The 25,253-nt window shown below is 40.1% G+C and carries 16 protein-coding genes and 1 pseudogene; 5 read left to right on the top strand and 12 right to left on the bottom strand.

Translation table 11 applies throughout. The annotated features are described in order from the left end of the window. The first annotated feature begins 73 nt into the window (after positions 1 to 73). Positions 74 to 1,717 (top strand): tetratricopeptide repeat protein, encoded by a 1,644-nt coding sequence (locus tag JGK07_RS10130; RefSeq protein WP_293196802.1) that lies wholly within the window; start codon positions 74 to 76, stop codon positions 1,715 to 1,717. 360 nt (positions 1,718 to 2,077) lie between these two features. On the opposite strand, the gene JGK07_RS10125 is transcribed toward JGK07_RS10130, so the two are convergent. Continuing rightward, positions 2,078 to 4,195, bottom strand: a complete 2,118-nt coding sequence (locus JGK07_RS10125; protein WP_293178861.1) for a tetratricopeptide repeat protein — start codon at positions 4,193 to 4,195, stop codon at positions 2,078 to 2,080. A gap of 350 nt (positions 4,196 to 4,545) precedes the next feature. Here JGK07_RS10125 and JGK07_RS10120 point away from each other — a divergent pair, with 350 nt between their 5' ends. After that, entirely contained in the window at positions 4,546 to 7,500 is a 2,955-nt protein-coding gene (locus JGK07_RS10120; protein WP_293178864.1) for a tetratricopeptide repeat protein, read from the top strand. Positions 7,501 to 7,518: 18 nt separating this feature from the next. Continuing rightward, on the top strand, positions 7,519 to 8,367 hold the full coding sequence (locus JGK07_RS10115; protein WP_293224496.1) for a sulfotransferase family 2 domain-containing protein: 849 nt from the start codon (positions 7,519 to 7,521) through the stop codon (positions 8,365 to 8,367). Between the two features lie 72 nt (positions 8,368 to 8,439). Here JGK07_RS10115 and JGK07_RS10110 read toward each other — a convergent pair whose 3' ends face one another. Continuing rightward, entirely contained in the window at positions 8,440 to 12,792 is a 4,353-nt protein-coding gene (locus JGK07_RS10110; RefSeq protein ID WP_293178867.1) for a glycosyltransferase, read from the bottom strand. Positions 12,793 to 12,938: 146 nt separating this feature from the next. After that, positions 12,939 to 15,950, bottom strand: coding sequence for an FkbM family methyltransferase (locus JGK07_RS10105; RefSeq protein WP_293290850.1), 3,012 nt, complete (start codon positions 15,948 to 15,950; stop codon positions 12,939 to 12,941). A gap of 398 nt (positions 15,951 to 16,348) precedes the next feature. Between JGK07_RS10105 and JGK07_RS10100 the strand changes: the two are divergent. Further along, positions 16,349 to 16,678 (top strand): annotated as a pseudogene (locus JGK07_RS10100) (IS630 family transposase); the annotation flags it as partial. A gap of 204 nt (positions 16,679 to 16,882) precedes the next feature. Here the strand turns inward: JGK07_RS10100 and JGK07_RS10095 are convergent. The 9 genes from JGK07_RS10095 to JGK07_RS10055 form a co-directional block, all read right to left on the bottom strand. Continuing rightward, on the bottom strand, positions 16,883 to 18,001 hold the full coding sequence (locus tag JGK07_RS10095; RefSeq protein WP_293178873.1) for a DegT/DnrJ/EryC1/StrS aminotransferase family protein: 1,119 nt from the start codon (positions 17,999 to 18,001) through the stop codon (positions 16,883 to 16,885). 2 nt (positions 18,002 to 18,003) lie between these two features. Then, on the bottom strand, positions 18,004 to 18,699 hold the full coding sequence (locus tag JGK07_RS10090; protein WP_293178876.1) for a cephalosporin hydroxylase family protein: 696 nt from the start codon (positions 18,697 to 18,699) through the stop codon (positions 18,004 to 18,006). 37 nt (positions 18,700 to 18,736) lie between these two features. Then, positions 18,737 to 19,396 carry an acetyltransferase gene (locus JGK07_RS10085; protein WP_293178879.1) on the bottom strand — a complete coding sequence of 220 codons (660 nt, stop codon included), beginning with the start codon at positions 19,394 to 19,396 and terminating at the stop codon, positions 18,737 to 18,739. A gap of 5 nt (positions 19,397 to 19,401) precedes the next feature. Next, entirely contained in the window at positions 19,402 to 19,953 is a 552-nt protein-coding gene (rfbC, locus tag JGK07_RS10080) for a dTDP-4-dehydrorhamnose 3,5-epimerase (RefSeq protein WP_293178882.1), read from the bottom strand. After that, positions 19,950 to 21,179, bottom strand: a complete 1,230-nt coding sequence (locus JGK07_RS10075; RefSeq protein WP_293178885.1) for a class I SAM-dependent methyltransferase — start codon at positions 21,177 to 21,179, stop codon at positions 19,950 to 19,952. Before JGK07_RS10075 ends, rfbC begins: the two co-directional genes overlap by 4 nt. A 44-nt stretch (positions 21,180 to 21,223) precedes the next feature. Then, on the bottom strand, positions 21,224 to 22,222 hold the full coding sequence (locus JGK07_RS10070) for a GDP-mannose 4,6-dehydratase (RefSeq protein ID WP_293178888.1): 999 nt from the start codon (positions 22,220 to 22,222) through the stop codon (positions 21,224 to 21,226). After that, positions 22,219 to 22,995, bottom strand: a complete 777-nt coding sequence (rfbF, locus tag JGK07_RS10065; protein WP_293178891.1) for a glucose-1-phosphate cytidylyltransferase — start codon at positions 22,993 to 22,995, stop codon at positions 22,219 to 22,221. Before rfbF ends, JGK07_RS10070 begins: the two co-directional genes overlap by 4 nt. A gap of 350 nt (positions 22,996 to 23,345) precedes the next feature. Then, positions 23,346 to 23,957 carry a DUF5678 domain-containing protein gene (locus JGK07_RS10060; protein ID WP_293178894.1) on the bottom strand — a complete coding sequence of 204 codons (612 nt, stop codon included), beginning with the start codon at positions 23,955 to 23,957 and terminating at the stop codon, positions 23,346 to 23,348. 85 nt (positions 23,958 to 24,042) lie between these two features. Beyond that, on the bottom strand, positions 24,043 to 24,237 hold the full coding sequence (locus tag JGK07_RS10055) for a hypothetical protein (RefSeq protein WP_293178897.1): 195 nt from the start codon (positions 24,235 to 24,237) through the stop codon (positions 24,043 to 24,045). Positions 24,238 to 24,518: 281 nt separating this feature from the next. Here JGK07_RS10055 and JGK07_RS10050 point away from each other — a divergent pair, with 281 nt between their 5' ends. Continuing rightward, a complete protein-coding gene (locus tag JGK07_RS10050) occupies positions 24,519 to 25,148 on the top strand; it encodes a methyltransferase domain-containing protein (protein ID WP_293178900.1) in 630 nt (209 codons plus the stop codon). Positions 25,149 to 25,253: the final 105 nt, after the last annotated feature.

Genomic DNA, 25,253 nt, shown 5'->3' with positions numbered 1-25,253 from the left:
AACCCGCCCCCACCCGGCGCTTATAAAGCCTATCTCGACCAAACTAAAAAAATGAAATCTACGGTACAAAATTATGAATAACTCATTACAAGTCCACGAAGAAACTGCTTCTAATTATTTTCACAAAGGCAACCTCCTCAAACAGTCTGATAAATTACAGGAAGCCGCCGCCGCGTACCAGCGCTGTACGGAACTCAGCCCGGATTTTTCCTGGTATCACCACAACTTAGGTGAAATTTTGGCGAAATTGGAGCAGCGGGATGGGGCTGAGAAAAGTTACCGCAGGGCTTGTGAACTCAACCCGAATTCGGCTTGGTCTTGGCACAATTTAGGGGAGGTTTTGGAACAGCAGGGCAATATCAATGAGGCCGTGGCTGCGTACCGCAAAGCTGTGGAATTATACCCTGATTTCTATGAGTTTCATAATAGTTTGGGTAAGGGTTTGTGCTTGCAAGGTCAATTGGATGAATCTGTAAGTTGTTTGCGAAGAGCGATCGAGCTTGACTCGGAATCGGCTTTACCTTACCAAAATTTGTGGGAGGCTTTGGCAAGGCAGGGACGGGTTGATGAAGGGATTGAGTGCTTGCAAAGGGCGATCGAGCTAAATCCAGGCGAGGGAGATTTGTACCTGAAGTTGGCAGAGGCTTTGCAAGGTAAGAATGAGTTTGCAGAAGCTGTTGGTTATTACCGAAAGGCGATGCAGTTGAAGCCTGATTTCCATTGGCTTTACTATAAATTGGGAACGGCTTTATCGGCACAGGGTCAATTGGAGGAGGCGATCGCATCTTACCGGAAGGCGGCTGAGTTGGAACCGGGTTCGGCGATCGTCCATCACTATTTGGGGCATACTTTGTCGATCGTGCAGCGGTGGGAAGAGGCGATCGTATCTTACGGTAAAGCGCTTGAGCTTGTACCGGATGCAGCGGTGATTTACCAGCATTTGGGCGATGCGTTGACAAGGCTGCAAAAGTGGGAGCAGGCTGTGGGAGCTTATCGTAAGTCGGTTGAGTGCGATCGGAATTCGTTAGAGGCTCAGGATCATTTGGGGTTTGCTCTGTATCAGTTGGGGCGTTACGATGAGGCGATTTCTGCCTATCGCAGAGCGCTGGAAATTGCTCCTAATTCGGATGTAGTGAACTGTCATTTAGGTGATGCTTTGCGAGGACGAGCTCGCCTTCAACCGCTTCAGAAAGAGGTTGAGCTGGATTTGGATGAGGCGGTAAAGTGTTATGGCAGGGCGATCGAATTGAATCCAAGTAATTTGGAAGCAGCTCAAAAGGCTGTGGAAATGAAGTCAGACGACTCGCAGCTTGATTTGCAGCTAGGTAAGGCTTTGGCAGAACAAGGGCAGTTAGATGGGGCGATCGCTCAGTACCGCCGTGTTCTTGATCGAAATTCTGACTCTTGGGAGGCGGAGCATTATTTAGGCGAAGCTTTGGCCAAACAAGGGCGGTGGGATGAGGCGATCGATGCTTACCGCAGGGCGATCGAGATTCGGCCTGAGTCTTCTTTGTGTTACTGCGGTTTAGGCAATGTTTTGATGAGCAAGGGTGCGGTAGAGGAGGCGATCGGGGCTTATCGTTCGGCGATCGAACTGAACCCAGACTTTTCTGAGTCGCACAACAAGTTAGGGGATGCCTTAGCAAAACTTGGGCGCATAGATGAAGCTAGTGGTTGTTACCGTCGCGCTTTAGAATTACGAGCGAAAGTTTCTTGATTGCCAAATAACTTGTGCCAGCCACTAAAAAATTGCTTCGATCGGGGCGCTACTTTTGGGCTACCCCGATATTTCTCTTTTATCCGCCATCTATTTTTAAATAAAAAATAATAAGTTTATTTATAACCCAATACGGTTTACTTAACACTTTTTTGGGAAGTTCATCTGACGATTTTATAGGCAGTACAGGAGTTTTTTGCAAGTCAGATCCTTCTTAAGTCAACTGTATTGATTTATAACCAAAAATTTAGAAAAATTAGCGGTTTTTTAATAATAGAAGAGTTGGTAAACAGCTAAATTAGAATCAAACAAATGCAAGAAGATCAGATGAAGCCTTAAGATTACCCAGCCTTACTCTGACTACCTTGCCGAAACTTCCCTAACGATTTTGACAAGTTCCTCATAAATAACCGACCAATCACAATCATAATTCCTACCAGGTAAATCCACTATATAATTTCTATGAACCCATCTTGGAGGTATAATGTTTTCCCGAATAAGTGATGATTCTAGATGGTCTTTAACCCAATCCATATCGTAATAATCAGTATGTGAATGAGTGACACCAGGTTTAGTAGCTATCCATATTAACCTTGACATTCCAGAACCTAAAGGAGCAGAGTATACATCTATAGCATGGGCTAAAACTACCTTTTCCCCAGTAGTTCCACCAATACCGCAATATGTCTTAATGTTGGGCGGAAGGAGCGCGATAATTTGATTCATAATATCCAGATCTTTGGCAATCATTAACTCAGAGTGAAAGTCTTCTACTTCCAGACGAGACCACCCATCAAAAACTACTCCCAAATTAGGAAAATCCTCAGCCAATTTTTTGATAATATTAGCATTTCCCTCAACCTGAGATGCCCAAGTTCTACTACTTCTAATTTGAATGGACAACAGAGGAAAATTTTGTTTAGCCATTTTTACTTCTTCTAAAAACTCTCGATTCTCAGAAGATTTTTCCAATGAAAATTGAGTAACGCGATCTGCTAAATTTTGACTAATAAATAAGTCATTTACTTGAACCGCAAAATAGTTATTATCTATAATAGTTTGAAATAGCTCTTCATTATTAGCTAATTTAGTAATTTTATGGCTAGGTATTTCAGGAAAAACGCTACTAATATTAAAAAATTCTTTATTTCCGACTAAAAACTTTTCGATTTTATCTAAAATATCGTTTGATTGAAGATAGAGAATACCTGATAAATCATTCCAGTAATAGTGACCAATACTTTTATTAAATCCTAGATCGAATACAATTTTTTTAGGAATTTCTGTTTGTATATAAAATTTAACTTTTTGATAACTGCTGACTAGAGAAGATTTTAAAATATTGATGATTTTAGTGATTTCATTAGAAAGTAACCAGTCAGGAGAAAATTTTATAATTAGCGATTTTCGGGGTACATAAATACACATTTTACCCCTACAAATATTACCAATTACTAAGTAAAATATTTCCTTCCCAACAAAGCGGTAAGCGTGCATCAAGAGTGAATTTCCATAATTAATATAAAAAGATTGATTAGATCTCAAGATTTCACCACTAAAAGGGCATAATGAATAAATATAGCCAGTTTCTACTATCGCTTTACTACAAGCATGATTTTTAGAAAATTCCCATAATTCAGAGACCGTTTCGACGTATTTTCGAGAAAGTTTTACTTTGGATGTAGGGTGGAAACTATTAATATAAATTTCTTGTAAATTAATATCGTCTTTTTTTGTGATTTGTAGATTATCTAATGATATACCATTATCAGTGAATAATTTTCGATCTAAATCGGTTAAATTATTTAGATCGATAATTGTATAGTTACTATTTTTATCAAAATAAGCTTGAGCTTCAGCTTTTGTGGGAAGTGATTCATAAATATCATCACTTTCTCCTAATTGATTTAATTTTTTCCACAGTCCTTCATAATTTTCTTCTACTGCTTCTGGGAATTTGTCTTGATTAGTCTGATTGTCAACTTCTTGGTTATGACTAAATTGTGGGGCTTTTTGGAAACAACCGATCGCCTGATCCATTAAATCTTTTTCTGCCAAATACCGACTAAAATCATAATAAACCATCGCATAATGAGGATCGCCCTTCAATACATAATCAAAACAAGCAATTATTTGAGATAAACGACCTTGTTTAGCTAAATTTACTCCCAAGTCAGGGTTGATTTTAATGGCATTATAATAAGCAATATTAGCTTCATTTAAATTTTCTATTTTGTATAACAATTCCGCTAGATTATAATAAGAAGTTGAAGCTTTGGGGTTAATTTCAATCGCGGCTTGAAAACACTTTATCGCCTCATCATATCGAGATAGCTTGGTAAAAGTTTCCCCTAAATTATGGTAGCACCAATGGAATGAGGGGTTTTGTTTAATAGCCATTTGGTAAAAATCGATTGCTTCTAGGAACTTTCCTTGTTGCTTCAGTTGGTTAGCAGTTTGAAAATAGTTTATAGTCATTATTATGCTAGCATATGATGGGTAGCGAACAGTACAGAACGTCACGACTGCTGATGATTCTCAACAATATAATAACAGATAGCCAACAATTTCTAGCTTGGTGAATAATAATTAAGCAAAAAATATTTTATTAGCAGTTTATCGCTCCCCATGTCAAGGAGTATGACTGCGGTTAGAGATATTCAGCCCTTGACCCCTACTCAAAAATATTTAGCCCTACTTGAGTAGTGATGCTGTGCCACAATCAGGTAAAATATATAAGCCAGTGCTGGGAAGCAGAGCGCTACTCAGTGTCAACTGATATTTTATTTTACATAAATAATAATCTTCGATGTAAGGATGAGAGGGCTATGAGCGAATTCCACAAGGACAAGCAACTGCAAGAGGAAGGCAAGCTAGAAGAAGCTATCGCTGCTTGCGAGCAGGCACTAGAGCTCAATAGCAACGATTCCTGGACACACCACCACATGGGGGAAGCCCTATCCAAACTGGGTCGATTCGATAAAGCCGTCACTGCCTACCGCCATGCAATAGAGTTCAAACCAGATTTCTCTTGGTCTTACCACCACTTAGGGGATGTTCTAGCCCAACAAGAACAGTGGGAAGAATCGGCCATAGCCTTCGGCAAGGCAATTAAACTCAATCCCGAACATTTTGGGACTTACGTCGGGCTAGGCAATAGTTTAGCAAAATTGGGTAAACTGGATGAAGCGATCGTCGCTTACCGCCGTGCAACTGAGTTGAACCCTGAGGCTGATTGGATTTATCATACCCTTGCAAATGCAGTGCGACAGCGAACTCAGTCGGATTTAGCAGAAGCGATCGCTTCCTATCGCCAAATTATAGAACTCAATCCAAACAACGTAAAAGCTTATCAAAATCTTTTGGAGGTTCAACCTGACAACTGGGAAGCCTGCTTGCAGTTAGGAAATATTTTGGTAGAACAGAGAAAACTCGATGAGGCGCTCGCGGTTTATCGTCGTCTAGTGGCATTATCACCTCTGGAGAAACATTATCAGCAGTTAGGGGAACTTCTAGGGAAATTGAGTCACTGGGACGAGGCGATAGCCACATATCGTCGGATCTTAGAACTAAACCCCGAAGCCTATGAATATCACTATCAGCTAGGCGAAGCTATCTATCAACGGGTAAATCAGAACCCACAAACTTTTTTTAATGATTACAATCTAGGTAAATTACCCCACATAAAATACCAAATATTTGATCCAAATTTACCGGAAGTCTGCCTCATTAATGACGAAAAATTCTTACAAGCAACCGATCACCTAGATGACGCAACCTATTCAGTCGAGCTTTACAGAGTTTATCTGAGACGTTCTCTTTCTGAAGCAGAAAAGCAAGGTTGTATTGATTGGCTACAAATTCCGGGTAACAGTCGGGTATTGGGTCTGAATGCTTGGCGAACTAAAGCATTTCCCGAGTTTCATCAACTATTGGAAATCTCAATTATCTCAGTGTGTTTGGAACAAGCTACTGCTTGTTATCGGCGCGCGGTCGAGCTATGTCCAAGCCATTATCAATCTTATTACCGTTTAGCAAATATCTTAATTGAACAGGAGAACTCTCAAGCTGCGCTCTCAGTTTACCATCAATTAAGCTTGCGTTTAGCAGAAGTAGGCAGACTGGATGAAGCAGTAGCCTGCTTCCAAAAAGTTCCGCAAATTATACCGCTCGATCGGCAAGAAGTTTACGAATCTCTATGGAAGGGGTTCAATCAATTAGGGACAATCGACCAGCAGTATTCCTACTATCCAACCGATCTGCAATCATCAGAGATTGAACAATACTTTGTTCGTAAAAGTAAATATACTGTTATGAATATTTGGAATTTAAGCGAGGACGAGCGAGGATTTTTAGAAAAAAATAACATTTATTTAGCTAATATTCACTTGATAGCCCAAGATCAGATAGCATTAGAAGAAATATATATTAATAACTTTAGACAAGATAATCAACCCAAGGAGTTGGTCAAGCTATATCCAAAAACTGAATATAGTAAATTTGTGACTCATCAGCATTTGAATCAAATTAATGCTTATCAGCAAAGTATAGTCGAAACAGGTTATATTTATTCAATATGTCCAGTCAGTGGCAAAATCATTAGATCGAATCAATCTTTTTATGATACTGGTTGGCTGCCAATCATAAGTTATAGATTTGTATGTTATGAGACTTATTATCTGACAGTAGGACACTTTTGGGGGCCGAAACTATTTATTTATTTTCCCCGATTAGAATTAATTATTCATCTTTCTCATCCTCACGCCGAGTGGCAAGCCAAAGATGTTATTAATCGGCTCAAGGCTAATATGGTTAGTTATTGGCAAGACACACTTAACTATATATCAACGCCTACTAAAAAGGTAGCAGCAATTTTGGGGACAATTCCTAATATAGGACACTATTTTTGGAATGAGGTTACAGGAATTTACTATTTACATGAGAATGAGATATTATCTAAATTGGATCTAATATTAATAGAACCTCATGAATATTTTAATTTGGGGGATATTTTTCCAGAAGTCTTTGATAAAATGAGGCGCATTGCAGACAAGAAAAGTGTTTTTAAGACAATTCTTGGAGAGAATTACTCTGCGTTAAGAGCTACCAATGTAGTTGTCAAAGAAAATTTAGCAAGCAGAGTATATACTGGTTCAGTAAAAAAGTGTTCTCAATCTGTACTCGAAGAAATAGAACAAACAAGAAAAAAGCATTTTCCCCTGTTGTGGTTCGGAATCCGCACCCACAACAAGTCATGGGTATCCCAGGTAGAAGGAATCGTAAATATTATCAAAAGTTTGGCAACAAATTTTCCGAATCTAGGAGTTGTCATTGACGGTTGGTCTCGGATAGAAAGCGAAGATCCTTATGGAGAATCTATGATAGCCAAAGATCGAGTTACTCTAAAAAAAATATTAGATATTATCCCCTCTAGTATCGGTATATACAGTACAATTGGTTCTATGATCTATGAAAAAGTTGCTTGGGCTCATGCTATTGATTTATATGTCATACCACTTGGCTCTGGAAGTACCGTGGTTTCCTGGATAGCCAACAAACCCGGTGTGATGCACGCAAACAGCACGATCAATCAGGGTTTCCGAGAACAAGTTACTAACGGTCGAGAAAATTCTGTACCGCCAGTATTTATAGCTGTGGAAAATGTTGTAGATATTGCAGACCCGCAGGTTCCGCCTTATAACCTATCGTATGATATGGATTGGAAAGTGATTTACACTGAAGTTATCAAAATTATCAACGGATTAGAGTTACCAAATTTGTAAGTTATATAAAAATAAATCATGATGTGTCAAACCGATCCAAATACCCAACTACTCAATAAAAATCGCCTTCTGTTCATCCATCTTCCTAAAACAGGGGGATCGACTATGCACGAGATAATCAAAAATTATATCTTTCAAGGAGATAATGATTATTTGTCTGTTGGGAATCAAGAACAAGTTAAACAATTTCAGGGACTCAATTTTGAACAGGTATCACCCTACAAAGTTATTGCAGGTCATATTAATTTTACGATAGCTAAAAGTAAACTTGGTGAAAGCATTAGGCAATTCTTTACATTTACCATCTTGAGAAACCCAGTATCTCAAAGTATATCTTTGTATCAGTATATATTACAAACACCCAAACATAAGCAACACAGTAAAGTTAAAGAAATTAGCTTTGAAGAGTTTATTGATAGCAATTATTATACCCCAAATATCCAATGCAAATTAATTAGTAATCAGCATTCATGGAAGGCAAGTTTAGAAATTTTAAAAAATGACTTTGATTGTTTTGGTACCCTAGAAAATTTTGACAGGATCGTCGCAGAGGTTTGTCGGCACTTTGGCAAGACTGTACCTAGTTATGAAATACTCAACAAGAGCCACAAAATTGTACACCAACAGGCAATAAACTATAGCTTATTCGAGAAAATTCTTAGCAGGAACGAGCAAGATGTTAAGCTTTACACTATTGTTAAGGCTATAGAAGAAGAATCCCAGAGTAGATCGACCGATGCTAATTCCTTCCAAACAAAAGCTGACAGAGAACCTGTATTCAAGAAAAACTTAGAACTATCCAGATCTAGACTATTGGATTTTAAGCAGGATTTGGAGCATTATAAAACAGGATTGAGAGCGCTATAAAACCCGAATAAAACAAACAGATCGTAGATAGCCTGTAGTTGACAATACAGGAAGATTGGCTGTCGCACGCACTCATTGCACTCGTTCTAAATGTAACTCAGCTTGTTTGAGTTGCGATCGCAAATGCTCTAATTCTAGCTGCATCTGCTTTGCTGTATACTTCCAAGCCCTAGATTGGGCTTCTATCTGATTTTTCTCTTCCTGCACAAGTTCTAGTTTCGCCTGTGCCTGCTGGGCCATTTGCCTTCTGTGTTCTGATTCGGATTCTAGTTGCTGTTTCTCCAACTGAGAGGCTTGCAGTTGCGACTGCGATTGTATTAACTTTTCCTGAATTATCTCTAATTGCGTTGCTACTTCTTTTGCTTCAGATGTGAATGCTAAATGCTGAGCTTCGATTACAGCTAAATTATCTTGGGCGTACTGACTGTATTTGTTATAAATAATCTCCCTAGTCCGTACAAAATCAGCCCGGTTTTTGCTGGTTGTTGTCGTGCTATCATCTCTGCGTGTAAATTCGCAAGTGGTTTGATTGATATGGGCAATTTTAAAGCTGCGGGAGAGGCGAATCAGCAAATCCCAATCCTCGTGAGTGTTCAAATTAACGTCAAACAGCCCAGTTTCATCTAAACAGGATTTTTCGTGCATCAAGCACAGCATGGGAATGAAATTACCCACTAAAATTTTGTTGTAATCGAAATCCAAAGAGTAGGGAACGCTGCGGTTAATAGTCACGTATTGCCCGTTTTGCTTTTGTTGCTCTGCCATCACAGCATCGCTGTAAGCGACTTTATAATCACTGTTTTTCAAAAATTCTACTAAAGTTTGAATGTGGTTAGGATAGTACATATCGTCATCGTCTAGATAGGCGATGTATTCGCCGCGAGCAGCGCGAATTCCTGTATTTCGGGCGGCGGAACGTTCTTGATTTTGAGAGTGATTGAGATAAGTTATATTACTTTCACTGTTAAGTTTATCGAGTCTTGTTTGAATGTCAACTCCTCCATCATTAATCACAATAATCTGTAGATTTTCATGAGTTTGATTGAGAACGCTTTTTACTGCTATTTCTAGCATTTCTGGGCGATCTTTTGTAGGAATAATTACACTCACAAAAGGTGATTCAGCAATTCTTTGCACAACCGAATTGATTTGAGCATAACCACTGTATCGATTACGTACAATTTGCCTTGTTCGCTCAAAATCATCCCATCTTCTGCTGGTAGTTGTACTGCCATCAGTACGCCATGTAAACTCGCAAGTAGTTTTGTTAATATGAAATATCTTAAATTTCAAAGATATTCTAATCCACAAATCCCAATCTTCGTGAGTATCTAAAGTTTCATCGAACACCCCTACTTCCTCCAAACAATATTTTTCGTGCATGAGGCAGAGGATAGGAATGTAATTATTAACCATCAGTGAGTCTTGCTCAAAATCATAGGAATAGGGAACTGTTCGATTGGTAGTTACATATTTTCCACCTTGTTTTTCTTGCTCCGCTTTCGTGGCATCAGTGTAGGCCACCTTATATTGACTGTTCTCCAGAAAATCTACTAAAGTTTGAATGTGGTGGGGATAGTACAAATCGTCATCATCTAAATAGCCTATGTATTTGCCTGTAGCTATACGAAGGCCTGCGTTACGAGCAGCAGAACGCTCCCTGGGATAATCCTGTTTAACATAGGATATATTACCTCTATAATTGAGTCTATTTAATACTTCTTCGACATCTACTCCACCATCATTGATAACAATTATTTCCGTATTCTGGTAAGTTTGATCGAGAACACTTTGAATTGCAATTTCAAGCATCTCTGGTCTATCCTTTGTTGGAATAATGATAGATACTAACGGTTTTTGGGGTTGAGGTACGGAAAGTTTAGATGGTAAAAACTGCTTAATCTTGAGTTGATTTAATTCAGAGCTAGAAACTGCTACAGGGACGCTAGATACAGGTGTGACATCGCGTTGAATGATGCCATATTCATCCCATACACGATCGGTTTCTGGTTTTGCTACTCCCGATCCATGCTCCAAACCTTGTAAATTTACGTAGTATAATCCAAGAACTTCTGGCAACCGAGTAAAACTTTCAGTTTTGCCAATCCGCAGCCAAAACTCGTAATCTCCAGCACATACAAATTCTGATCGGAAATAGCCATATTTTTGATGCAGAGACTTCCTCCACATCGGTTGCGAACCTATGACACAGCGACGTTCGAGTTCGGTGTAGGAAAACTGCGGCCAGTTCCAGCGTTCCGCTGCTATGGTGGTAGCCCAGGTATCATTTGCAACGCGCGTAATCAACTGGTCAGCATAAACTAAAGCTGTTTTTGGGTGTTCCTCGAAGTAGTTCGCCATTACTTCCAAAGCTTCGGGGTGATGGCGATCGTCGGTGTTAGCGCTAGTAATGTATTGTCCGCGAGCAGTCTGGATGCCTAGATTCCAGGCAGCATAGAGCGTTAAGCGTTCTGATATACGTTTATAAACGATATTGGGATATTGCGCCTGATATTCCTGTACGATATCCGCCTCGTTTTGTTCAGAATTGCAGTCAATAACTATGATTTCAAGTTCGCCTTTTCTGTAAAGAGTTTGCTCTACTAAGTCTTGCAAACAACCGTCAATAAAGATTTCTGAGTTGTAGGTGGAAACTATAGCCGATACTTTGAAAGCAGCTTGAGCAGCCTGCGATTTTATTAAGTCGTCCCGGAAGCTAATATTTTGTTCAGGTCGCTGAACTGTAGCCCATATCCAATGATTTTGCGATTCTATGAAAATAACCTCAAAACCCTGCTCCGTTAACAATCCGGCGAGTTGTTGCTCCGTATAACCATTTCCAAAAAAATTGTATTGTGTTTCTGTATCTGCTTCTTCATCAAACTTGCCAGCAGCGGGATTGTCTTGATAATCGTGTACCTGGATTTTGAAATATCCAGCAGGCTTCAGCACTCTAAATATTTCGCGAAAATAGTTTTTAACCACAGATAGAGAACGAATGTGTTGAAACACAATCGTGGAATAGACAAAATCATAATTTTCACTGCTCAGAGCTTGCAGATCGCAGCCATTATTGACATACACCTCTCCATTCTGCTTGCCGTCAGCCAAATATTTTTTGGCAAACTGAATCATATTTTCTGCAATATCCACACCGTCCACTTGAGCGAACATCTGGCGCAAAGGCTTGATTATGCGCCCAACGCCACAGCCGATTTCTAAAATTTTCCACTCGGATTGGCTCGGAATGCCTTCTAGTATTTGTTTAACGGACGTATTTTGTGAATCCTCCCAAGCTGCAATCTTTTCTTGGAGGGTCATTTTGTCTATCTCTGGACTTGTGAAAACTCTACTGAACATTGCTTCATAAAGAGAGTTCACATTCCAAAATTCACGCTCTTTTGATAAAAAGGCTTGATTAACTGGTTGAGCCAAGTTATCAATTTTATGATGCTTTGTTAAATTTGGGTAATTTTCATTAAGAGACTTGTACTTTTGAAAAGCTTGTTCTCTTAGTTGGGAAGGGTAAAGATTACTATCATATATTTTGTAACATAAATGCAACAAATCTCCTAAAAACAAACTATCACCAATAGCCACATTCTTGTAAGTTTGCTGCTGAGGATGAATTCTCCAGTGCGAAAGTTTTTTATTAACAAAACCGATCTTATAGCTGGTCATAATCCTCAGCCACATTTCAATATCTAATGCTTGCGAAAAAGCTGAATCGAAGAAACCTAATTGATTAAAAACTTCCTTTTTAAGGAGTACAGTAGTTGGTTCTCCAATTCTTTTTATAGACCCATTTAAAATATCAATATCCGCTAAAAGATCCTGACCAGTCTGTACTGATTTTAAATTAGACCAATCTTTATGCAAATCTTGTGCATCTTGATAAATTTGCAGAATTTTTGAATCCTTTAAATTATCTTCACTTGCTAACAAAAGACCGCGTTTTGAGAACACTAAACCAATTGCTTCTTGCTGTTCAGCTAAGTTTACCATTTCTTCAATACAGTTTGGTTCAAGCAAATCATCTTGCAACAAAAATTTTATATATTTGCCCCGTGATTGAGAGATGCAAAAGTTCCAATTGTTAGCTATTCCATATCTTTCATGATGAATAAGGCGACATTCTATTCTAGATTCATTCTGGATCGTATCTTGAGTTATTTGGACTGTATTGTCATTTGAATTATCATCAGAGATTATTATTTCTATATTAGAGTAAGTCTGCAATAATGCACTCGACAGAGCTTCAGCAATATAGTCCTCTCCGTTGTAAGTAGGGATGCAAATACTAACGAGAGGAATACTATTCACAGGTTTTACCAAATTTGACTTTAGTTCCTTCAAACGCGAATTTGATTTTTCAAGATCGGCTTGAATTTGTGCTAATTTGGATATAGATTCTTGCTTATACATTTGCATTATTTGTACCTTGATTCTGTTCTAAGTTTTTTAGTGTTTTACGGATGCTGGATGAGTGAGTGATTGGCTTGTTCCAACAAAATTTTGAAATTGCTTGATTTCTATATTTCTGTAGGTTTAGCTATGTTAATTTTGCCAAATTATAATGACTGAGAATAAGCTTTAGTTTTAGAAATTGGCTTAACTGCAACTGTCCACCGCATCAATTGCTTCCACTCTTCTGAGTTGGTGAGTGCGTAGGTATCGAGTTGATGGTCTTTCTCAGAGTAGAATTTGGCAAAACTCTCTAGCCAGTTTATCAGTGTTTCTGTTTTGGAGAAAGGCGTACACTTCAAGGATTCCTGCAAGCAGTTTTGCATCTTGGTTGCATCCCCGTTTTGGTAGGCATACCACGCATCCCACACTAGAACCGTGTACGGCATCTGGCTCGGTTGGACATCTGTATCGCTAACGGCATATTGCTGGAAGTGCGATCGCTGCAATTCTGCCTGAACTTGATGGAGCTGAGATTGATAATGTTGTGATTCCTCTTGAACTTGATGGAGCTGAGATTGATAATGTTGTGATTCCTCTTGAACTTGATGGAGCTGAGACTGATACTGTTGTGATTCCTCTTGAACTTGATGGAGCTGAGACTGATACTGTTGTGATTCCTCTTGAACTTGACGGATCTGAGACTGATAATGTTGTGATTCCTCTTGAACTTGACGGATCTGAGACTGATAATGTTGTGATTCCTCTTGAACTTGATGGATCTGAGAGTGCGATCGTTTCAACTCTCTATCAAGTTGATGTGTTTTAGACTGCGACTGCTGCAATACGGCTTCTGTGTGATGCTGTTGAGTTTGGGAGTATTCTAATTCTGCCTGAACTTGGTGGAAATGAGAGTGCGCTCGTTTCAATTCCATCCTGCTACTGCGAAGTTTAGACTGCGAATGTTCTAATTGTGTCTGAACTTGTCCAATTTGAGTTTCCAATTGCTGAGATTTCAACTGAATATGCTCTACTTTGGAGTTTGACTGTGCTAATTCTGCTTGAGTTTGATGCAGTTGAAAACGAAATCGCTCTAATTCCAACTCACTATGATGAAGTAGACAATTCTTGTGTGCTAACTCTTCTTGCGACTGTTCCAATACGGCCTGAGTTTGATGCAGTTGTGATTGCGACTGTTCCAATACGGCCTGAGTTTGATGCAGTTGTGATTGCGACTGTTCCAACTCTGCCTGAGTTTGATGCAGTTGTGATTCTGACTGTTCCAACTCTGCCTGAGTTTGATGCAGTTGTGATTCTGACTGTTCCAACTCTGCCTGAGTTTGATGTAGTTGTAATTGTGACTGTTCTAATTCTGCCTGAGTTTGATGCAGTTGACCTTGATACTCTTGCAACAGTGTCTCAGCTTGTTGCATTTGATCTTGGAATTGTTCCAATACTGCCTGAGTTTGATGCAGTTGACTTTGATACTGCTGTAATTCCTCCTGAGTTTGATGCAGCAGATCCTTACGCTGTTCCAACTCCTCTCTAGTCTTGTGCAACTGAAACTTAGACAATTCTAATTCTTCTGGTGATGATATTGATATTACATTTTCATGCTCTTCTAAACCATCGCTTGGGGGGCTTTTTTCATAATAGGGAGCGCAAACTTTTACAACTTCATCTTGGGATATATTAAAATCTCTAAAAGCAATAATATTTCCGTAGCCGCCGTTCGGATAAAATATTGAATCTGGTTCTAAATTAGACGATTGCAATTCAAATATTCGGGCTTCTGTGTCCAGCGCATTGTCTATCATCATGCTGCAATTATATCCGCACTCCTTCAATGCTCTGATACACTCCATAGTAGCGCTTAAATACTTCGGCGACCAACCATATTGACCTTTTTCCCTAGAGTCGCCACCTCCATATTCAAACATAACTATGTTTGGAAGCCAAGCCTTAGGCAATTCCCCCAATTTAGTAATAACGGTAGATTCTGCACCTTCTATGTCTAGCTTTAAACAAGTTACTTTTTGAGCATTTATGTTGAGGAGTAATTTAGATAAAGTCAATGATTGTACTTCTAGCGTTTCTGTTGAAACACCAAACCAGTCCGGTTCAACAGAAGCATAATTACTATCCAATCCAGCAGCTTCATTTCCTAAATGAAGCGTTTTGGTGCCGTTAACATCTGACAGACAGGCTTCTATCAAAGTGATGCCGTCATATTGGCACAAAACCCGCACTCCCTCGACAGGGAGGGGTTCAACGGCGATAGTTTTAAATCCCAGCATGGAAAACATCTCGCAGTAAAATGCAAATGTTCCTACGCCAACATCAATACAAAGGCCTTCTCGCTTTTCGTCTACCAAGGGAAGAACATAGCTTAAAATTCTTTGACAACAAGCTTCAACGCGCATTCCCGATCCTCCTTGCTTATGATGATTCAGATTCAAATTACAGAAATTACTATCTGATAAATATTTTAGCTCAACCAGCCACGATTTGTAACGCTCTGTTATCCAGTTTATTTCTTGTTGTTCCAGGTAAACCCTCCAAACACCTATAGCTCCAGAACTATTTGAGATGTGGTTGTGGTGTAATAAAGTCTTTGAATCGTACAAAAGTTGATTTGAAGCATTAAATTGAGGAGTTAGACTGCTAACAGCCAAACTTAATATTACTTGTTTAGCATTCTCAACCGAGCATTCTTTCTGCACCCATTCTTTTGTATATTCACTGGCTTTCAACCCGAGAAATAAATCCACTTCCCTAATTGCTTTAGCTAGATATGTAACAACATTTTCATATCTTTGTATTAAAAGATTTGGTATGTCTTTGATTTTATGATATGCCTCTATTGCAGAGTCAAGACTTGTGATAAGGTCATGACCATCAATCTGCTCTTTTTTCTTCAGGCTGGCAGCTACGTCTCTAATATCTCTGTAAATGTAACAAAATTTTACACAGCCTTTTAAGCTCATCTCGACGGCTTTTGGGTAGAATTCATGGATTTTAATGACATGAAATAGATCGTCTTTACCCCACTCTAAGAATTGGTCTTGAAAATCCAATAGCTGATTTCCCTCGAAAAAACCTTCTCCTTTGCCTATATCTAATTTTTCTACAAGGCTGCGACAAATATTGTATTGAAGTGTCGATCCCGATCTAGTCATTCCGTTGCATATTACTAACATTTTTATTAAATAGGTATGCAGGTACACTACATGAATAAGTTGCCCTAGGACAAGCTACTCCCAAAATGATTTTTAAGAAGCATACCACAAATGATGGTAATTTTTGCCCGATCGCCCCCACTACACTCAAGCCGTCGCCTTTCCAAGCATATCAGACTTCAGACCTTTGAAGATGTTCCCGCAGGCACCAGTATAGATGGGCGAGCGCCCCGAAGGCTTAAGCCTTCGAGCTTAACAATAGATATTACCGCAAAAATTAATTAACCAAACAGATATTCTTGCTGTCCCATGGAGTCCCTTGCGAGTTATAGCAACCGCCTTGGCGCTTATGGCGTAAACTGAGAATCATCTTCTTTGTTGCGGAGCGATCGCACGTTATGCCCCAACCATACAGCTACGACCTACGTCAGAAAGTCATTCAAGCTATCCAACTAGATGGCTTAAAGATTATTGAAACAAGTATATAGTTCGACATCAGTCGCTCTCGCGTTGGGGCTATGGCTGAAGCAACAAGCCCAAACAGGCGGCTTTCAAGCCAGATCCCAACGATCCCCCCGGTAAGGGTCATAAAATTACCGATTGGGAAAAATTCCGCGAGGCAAGCCTCATGTCATGAGGAGAAAACCCAGGTGGAGATGTCGAAACTTTGGGATGGAGAAATTAGCTCGCGGACAATTTCAAGAGCCTTAAAGAAAATAGGTTTTACTTGAAACTCCCCTGATTTCAACTAACATTGAACAATGCTGGTCTTGGGCCAAAAGTCGAATTCGTAAACTCAAGAATCAGTTTAATCCTTTGCCAAATGTGATCGAGGTTGTCTTACGCCTTGCGTCCGGCGCCGACGAAAGCGGGTGCTATACAAATGACCAACAACGTCACTTGTTGCAAATTGTTACCCAAAACTCAGGTTATCAAGTTGTCACACACCTCTTGAAACATTCTGTCACATATATGACTTGCTCTTGGGTGATATTGAGTGCTGAAGGTAAATTCACCCCGAATGGCGATATACTCAAAGATATCGTATTTTGGGGTTGAGGTTCTGGTAAAACTCCTTGGTAGGCTGGTAGAGTGCTGAGGGGATTAAAGAAAGGTCTAGCATCAATACCTTTTTCCTTGAGCCGCTCGATCAGCTCTTGTTTTTTCACTCCCAACTTTTGATCCAGAATTGCTGTCACCATCCAGTAGGTATTTTTTACTCCCTCTGCCTCCTGGTTTAGATTTATACCAGAGAAACCGTCTAAAGATTCTGTGTACCAATCAAAAATCTGGCGCTTGCGATTAATCAACTCTTCAATCCGCTCAAGTTGAGCTAACCCCAAAGCTGCTTGCATACTGCTCATTTTGTACTTGTACGCCACTTCCGTATTCCAAAACATTTTACTGTGGGGATCTCTACCGTGATCTCGAAGAAAAAGGCAACGCTGATATATATCGTCGCTGTCTGTTACCAGCATTCCCCCTTCACCAGTCGTCAACGTTTTCGAGCCATGAAAGCTAAAGGTACTCACTTCACCAAAACTGCCAGCTTTGCTACCCTTATACTCAGAGCCGATCGCCTCTGCTGCATCCTCAATCACAGCAATACCATGTTTGTCAGCAATTTCCTGAATCGCATCCATATCTGGCATATTGCCATATAAATCAACGATGATGACTGCCTTAGTTTTCGGTGTAATCCGATCGGCAAAAGATTCAGCCGACAGACACCAAGACTTTTCATCAATATCTGCAAAAACAGGAGTCGCACCTACATAAGTAATAGGTGCAGAAGTGGCGATCCAAGTAATATCAGGAACAATCACCTCATCTCTAATTCCTACGCCAAGCGACAGTAATGCTAAATGTAAACCTGATGTACAAGAAGGTAAACTAATCGCATATTTACGTCCTACATAATTCGCAAAAGCTTTTTCTAACCGCTCATGGTAGATATTAGCATTGCTGTACCAAGCATTAGTGACAGCATCAGTAACATAGTCAATTTCTTTTTGAGTGATCCAAGGGCCAGCAACAGGAATAGGTTCCATTTTTAATCCTCCACACACTTAAGATAACCGTCAGGCGCAACAGTAATTAGCAACTTAGCTTCTATATCTTTGTCAACTTCAAAACGTTTATTGGTCTTAAGAAATTCCCAGACAGCGGTTTTAGGATTGTTGCCTTTTCCCCAAGGTCTATCTGGGAAAAAGTCTTCAGGCATATCCTCTACCACTGTATCGAAAACGACTAAGTAACTATTTTTAGTTACCAGTGGCGAGTAAAGTTCCAATTCTTTCAATACATGGTCATGAGTATGATTGGAGTCCAGCACTAGCAGTATTCGACTTTTGCCTTTTGCCCAATAATAAACCTGCTTTGCTATTTCTTCATCAATGGACGAACCCTCAATCATTGTAATGCGTTTAAACATCGGATGTTGTTCAATTTCCACCCGATTGTGCTGCCGAATGTCAACATCAATACCCAAAACTTGCCCTTCACCAATCAGCTCAAGTATTGAGGCATAAAATATCAGGGAACCTCCATGAGCAATTCCTGTTTCAACAATCAAATCCGGCTTAACCTGCCAAATAATTTCCTGCATAGCCATAATATCTTGAGGAAACTGAATGATTGGACGCCCCATCCAGCTAAAGTTGTAAGAGTATTTTTGTTTACAACTTTCAACAAACCACTGATTCGTTAGTTCTTGTAAATTGTCCTTGTTATTCATCGTATTCATCATTTTTTGACTCCTGGTTTAAAATTGTGCATTCATTACTTTACTTTCTTGGGAGTTCCTTAATAACTCTAGCTGGATTTCCTACAACAACACTATAGGAAGGAACATCTTCTATGACTACAGCACCAGCACCAACTATAGCTCCTTTACCAATCCTGATCCTTGGCAAAACAACTGCACCAGTACCAATCATCGAATAAGGTTCAACCTGGACGCAGCCAGCTAAAGTAGCGCCCGGACAGACATGAACACCATCATAAAGATAGCACTCATGGTCTACAATTGCACCTGTGTTGACAATGCAACCGCGACCAATTGTAGTTTCTACACAAAGTGTAGAATTTGCTAATATCTGAGAACCACTCCCAATTTTTACATTATCTGCTATGACGGCAGTTGGATGCTTAGCAATCAGTGCAATCAAACCGTAGGACTCTAAGTATTCTTGTATTTGAATTCTATCCTTACCCTTGTCTCCTCCGATAGCAACCAAGAAACCAACAGGGTTGTTGAGTTTTCTTTGTGTTATCCAAGCTTCCAACTCTTTTTTTCCGAAATATAGGGGAACATCATCAAATGGTGCTACCAAACTTTCATTATTGTCAAATAAAGAAACAAGTTTTATTCCAGATAATTTTAAACAATCTCTTAAAACTTTAGCTTGTCCACTAGCCCCCCAAAAAATCATTTCTTTAAGCATGGTAACTACTGATTGTCAGAAACCCAAAAATCATTGAAGAGTGGATGAGATTTATCCAGCGCTGAGACTACTAATACTTCGTTGAGCCATTCCACTCCAAAACTAGGATCGTTCCATCGTAAACCCTTGGCAGACTCAGGATGATAAAATTCAGCCATCTGATAGAAAACCTCAGTATCATCCATTAAAGTTTGAAACCCACTCGCCATGCCTTTAGGAACGTAAAGCATCTTACGGTTTTCAGCAGTTAGCTCAACTGCTACCCACTGCTTAAATGTAAACGAGTCTGGTCTGATGTCGATAACTACTTGATAAATAGCACCTCTTGTACACCTAATTAACTTCGCTTCTTGATAGGGCTTAGCCTGGTAGTGCATCCCCCGCAAAGTACCTTTTTTGAGGTTAAAAGAAATATTGCACTGCACTAGATTAGCATTCAAACCATGTTCTGCAAACTCCTTTTGACACCAACTTCGGGCAAAAAATCCCCTCTCATCCGCTATGGTTTCTACCTCAATAACATAAGCTCCCTTAAGCTTCGTTTCAGTAAACTTCACTCGATTACCTCCACTTGAGGAATCAACACCACAAACTTACCTCCCCACTCGCGGATATAATCCATCTGACTTACTATCTCATCCTTAATGTTCCAAGGTAAGATAGCCAAATAATCTGGCTTAGTCTCCCGAATTTGATCGGGATGATATATCGGAATCTGAGTTCCCGGCAAAAACAAACCCTGCTTATGCGGGCTTAAATCCACCGTATAATCAATCAAATCCGTGCGGATACCGCAATAATTCAGCAGTGTATTAGCCTTCGCCGGCGCCCCATAGCCCACAATTGATTTGCCCTGATTTTTGGCATCAATTAGGAAACTGAGCATTTGACGTTTAGTAGACTTAACCTGTTCGCCAAATCCTACATAAATTTCAAGTTTGTTGAGTCCTGCTTGAATTTCTTTTGCTTTCAATTCCGTGACGCTATCGCTAATTTTTCCATCGACCTCACTATGCCTCCCGTAAATCCGCAGAGAACCTCCGTGGGTTGGTATTTCCTCAACATCAAACAAAGTTAAACCGTGACTTGCAAAAACTTTCTCAACCGTCAACAGCGAAAAATAAGAGAAATGCTCATGGTAAATCGTGTCAAACAGATTGTTTTGAATTAGTTGCAATACATGAGGAAACTCCATTGTCAAGACACCGCTTGGTTTCAGGATAATTTTCATCCCCGCCACAAAATCGTTCAAGTCAGGCACATGAGCCAACACATTATTTCCCAGCAACAAATCTGCCTGTTTGCCTTCTGAAACCAACTCTTTAGCCGTTTCCACGCCAAAAAACTTGACTAAAGTTGGAATACCTTTTTCCTGGGCCACCTTCGCTACATTTGCAGCAGGTTCAATCCCCAATACAGGAATTCCTTGCTGCTTAAAGTATTGGAGTAAATAGCCATCATTGCTAGCGAGTTCAATTACCTGACTGGTTTCGTCAAATCCAAACCTCTCCACCATCAACTCTGTATATTTCCGAGCATGGCGCAGCCAAGAGTCTGAATAGGAAGAAAAGTAAGCATAGTCACTGAAAATACTATCCGGGGATTCAAACTCTTCTAACTGCACTAAAAAACAATTACCGCATACATAAGTATGAAGCGGATAGAATTTCTCTGCACAATTCAGATGAGCTTCAGATAAAAAAGCATTCGCCAGTGGCGACATCCCCAGATTTACAAAAGTATGCTCCAATGGGTTACTGCAAAAACGACATTGAGATGGCACAGAATTAACCCCTTTTTAAATTTGTGAGTTTTGAGTACCGTTCATCACAGGCTGATGAGACAGGGGTTTTCATCCATCAAAAAATTCTCATACCACTCAATGGTTTCTTTCAACCCTTCTTCTAGAGGATATTTAGATTCCCAGCCGAGCATTTTTCGAGCCTTGTCTGCCGAGAGATACTGATGTTTAATTTCATTCTTTGCCCGATTCAATACGACAGGCTCTAAATGACTTTTATTCATCAATTTTAAAACATTGTCTACCATGCCCCGCACAGAAATTTGCAACTCATTGCTGAAATTAAACGCCTCTCCCAAAACTTCTTTCCTGTCCATTTGTTCTGCCAAATGGAGATAAGCTAAAACCCCATCCTTCGCATAAAAATAGTCCCGAATAAAAGTGCCATCACTGCGGATGACTACTGGCTTGTCTCGTAATGCCGATCGAATTGTTGACGGAACAATTCGATTAAAATTCAAGTCTCCACCGCCGTAAAAGTTGCCGCAGCGAGTAATGCAAACAGGCAAACCATAACTGACGTAATAAGCGCGACTGATTAGATCGGCACAGCTTTTAGAAACATCATAAGGGTGTTCTCCTTGGAGCGAAGTTGTTTCGCTGTAAGGTAGCACTAGCTGGTCTCCATAGGCTTTATCGCTAGATGCTATGACAATTCGACTCACACCACCAACACGGCGACAAGCTTCTAGAATATTCCAAGTACCTTTAATATTCGTTTCAAAAGTAGCCAGTGGCTCTCTATTTGCAACTCCCACAATTGTCTGAGCTGCTAGGTGAAACACCGTGTCTATTTCGTACTCATTAATCGCTCGTTCTACGGTTGGCAAATCTTCTACACAACCGCGAACGATATTAATCTGCCGATACCACTCTCCAGCATACAGTCGGGATTGGGGTATCAAGTCACGGACTAATCCCGTTACCAAGGCTCCTCTTTCCAGCAACTCAGCTACTAACCAGTTACCCAAAAGACCTGTGCAACCTGTCACCAATACCGATCGATCACGCCAAAATTCACTCATTCCCACACCTTCCAAGGAGCCTCTCTATTATCCCACAGTTCATTCAAATACTTATATTCGCGGTAAGTATCCATCGCAAAAAAGAAACCTTCGTGGCGATACGCCATCAATTGTCCTTGGGCCGCTAACTGCTCTAGTGGCTCTCGCTCAAAAAAACAATCATCTCCGCTCAAAGCCTCAAATATGCTGCGGTGAAGTACCAAAAATCCGACACTAGCCCAGCCATCTATCTGAGGTTTTTCGGTGAATTCCAGAACTTTGCCTTGGTTATCCACATCTAAAATACCATATCGAGATGTCGGACGCACTGTACTAACAGTTGCCAGCTTACCATGAGCCTTATGAAAATCTAACAAGGCTCCAATATCGATATCAGCAACTCCATCACCGTATGTCACCATAAAGGTATCATCAGTAATGTATTTCTCAACACGTTTCACCCGCCCCCCAGTCATACTGTCAGGCCCTGTTTCCGCCAGTGTCACCTTAAAATCTTGCTCCTGGTGTTCTTCGTGATAGGTAATCTGATTTTGGCGACCTAGACAAATAGTAAAATCATTATTCATCGCTTCATAATTCAGGAAATACTCCTTAATCATGTTGCCTTTGTAGCCCAAACACACGATAAAATCGAGGAAGCCATAGTGGGCATAGGTCTTCATAATGTGCCAAATAATTGGCTTTCCGCCCACATCAACTAAGGGCTTAGGGCGAAATTCTGTTTCTTCTCGGAGACGAGTCCCCAAGCCGCCGGCTAGTATAACTACTTTCATTCTTTCACAGTCTTAAAATGGTACATAATTTTGATTTTTGAGTTGTTATGAGAGATAGAGAGTGCCACAAATTTTTTTACAGATTGTACCAGAATCTTGAGTAATCTTTTTCCAGATCGCCCGCACGAAACTCAAAACCACCGCCTTTCCAAGCATATCAGACTTCCGACCTCCGATAATGTTCCCGCACGCACCAGGTATTATAGACGGTCGATCGCCCCAAGCCCTAAGCCATCGACCTGAGCATAAATATTTCCCCCTGTGCTATTGACTCAAAGCCCAACTTGTGCATCATACTGAAGCGGTGGACTCGGCACACAAAAAACTAACTTAAACCCGATCGCCACACTTCACTCCGATCGCCGCTTAAAAATAATTTTCTCCTCAGCTTGCTTAAATTCTATATCAAACAAATCAAACACCACCTCTCTGCCCAAAAGTATTTCCTGGCAAAGATCTGTTTGCGCCCAAGCGACAGGCGCAGTAAAAATATGACCATCCAACTGTATTTCTATCTGTCGTAATAGATATTCAATGCTGCCACCAACTCCTTCAGCTTGATTGTTAATCTCTTCAGACCCTTTAGTATAACCCAAGTCTTCACCAAGTTTTTTCGTAATCAAACTAAGTTCTGCACCTGAATCAACCAAAATTTTTACTGTTACGGTATGCTGAAATTTCAATAACAACTGGTATTTAGGTTGCCAATCGTGAGATTTTAATGTTCTCATTCTGACTGGAAAAAATCTGACTGGTTCTACAAACTCACTTTCAAATATTCGTTCAATTACATAATCTAAACCAGACAAACTCGGATCGAGTGCATCTTTCATCTTTCGATAATCGCGATCGTGACTAATCACCCCTTTGTTAGTATAAGCTATCCACTCACCCCGATATTTTTTTAACTCCGGTCGATGAGCTTTATACCAATCATTGGCTGTAGGATACTCTGGTTGCATAATTAAATCACTTTCTTGTATTTTAGAAAATCATCTATCGTTGGGTTAATGATATCTGCCACCACAAAATTTTATCAAAAATAATTTACTCCTGTCGCGATCGCGCTTTTGTACACCATTCTACTACATAGGGTAAGTTTTGCCTGATCGCCCCCACGAAACTCAAACCCTCGCCTTTCCAACCAGATCGGATTTCAGAGTTCTGAGGATGTTCCCGCCAAACTCCTGGTATCACAGATGGTCGATCGCCCGCAGGCCCGCTTGCCGTCAAGCCAACCATAAATATTTACAAAAAAATAAACAAAGCCGATCGCCCTCAAGCGATCGACCAACACGCGCGATCGGGTAAACTAGGAAGGTCGATCGGGCTCTACCCGCGTGCCATTGACTCAAAGCCCAACTTGTGCATCATAGTGAAGCACCGGACTCGGCACACACAAAATTAACTTAAAGTCGATCGAGATTACTATTTTTTAGGAGACGATAACTGTGGATCTTACGGCGCTCATGCAAGTACGGAGAGATATAGCTTTTAAATACCTAAGCGGGAAGGGAATAGAAGTGGGAGCTCTTCATGCTCCTTTGGAAGTTCCAGATAGTGTAAAGGTTTCTTACGTCGATCGAATGTCGGTTAGCGATCTGAGAAAACAATACCCAGAATTAAATGGAACCAATCTCATAGAGGCAGACATTGTAGATAATGGCGAAACTCTGTCATCCATAGCTGATAATTCTTGGGATTTTGTGATTGCCAATCACATGATAGAACACTGTCAAAACCCGATCGGCGCTCTGGAAAACTTTTTGAGAGTTCTCAAACCCGGAGGAATTGTGTACATGGGCGTACCAGACAAGCGTTATATCTTTGATGTCGATCGCCCCATGACTACCCTCGACCATTTAATTCGAGACTACAAAGAAGGGCCCGAATGGTCTAAGGTATCTCATTACGAAGAGTACGTGAGATTGGTAGAGAAATTTCCTCAAGAACAGATATTAGCGCGCCAACAAGCTTTAATTGAGATAGATTACAGCATCCATTTTCACGTCTGGACATCAGAAACCTTCTCTGAGTTACTTTTCTACTCTCAGAAACATCTAGGCTTTGATTTTACTATAGAACTATTTCAACAAAATTCTATAGAAATTGTTATGATTCTCAGGAAAATAGCAAATTCAAATCCTACTTAACATTTGAAGAATGCTCTTCAGGTTCAGGGAATATCCAAGCTTAGCTAATTCTTATACTGTTAGCGCAATCTGTCAAAAAATCACCTTTAAAAATTAAGGTTATCA

The sequence above is a fragment of the Microcoleus sp. PH2017_24_DOB_U_A genome (assembly GCF_020738205.1).
Classification (GTDB): Bacteria; Cyanobacteriota; Cyanobacteriia; order Cyanobacteriales; family Microcoleaceae; genus Microcoleus.
This window is presented reverse-complemented; position numbering and strand designations above follow the sequence as displayed.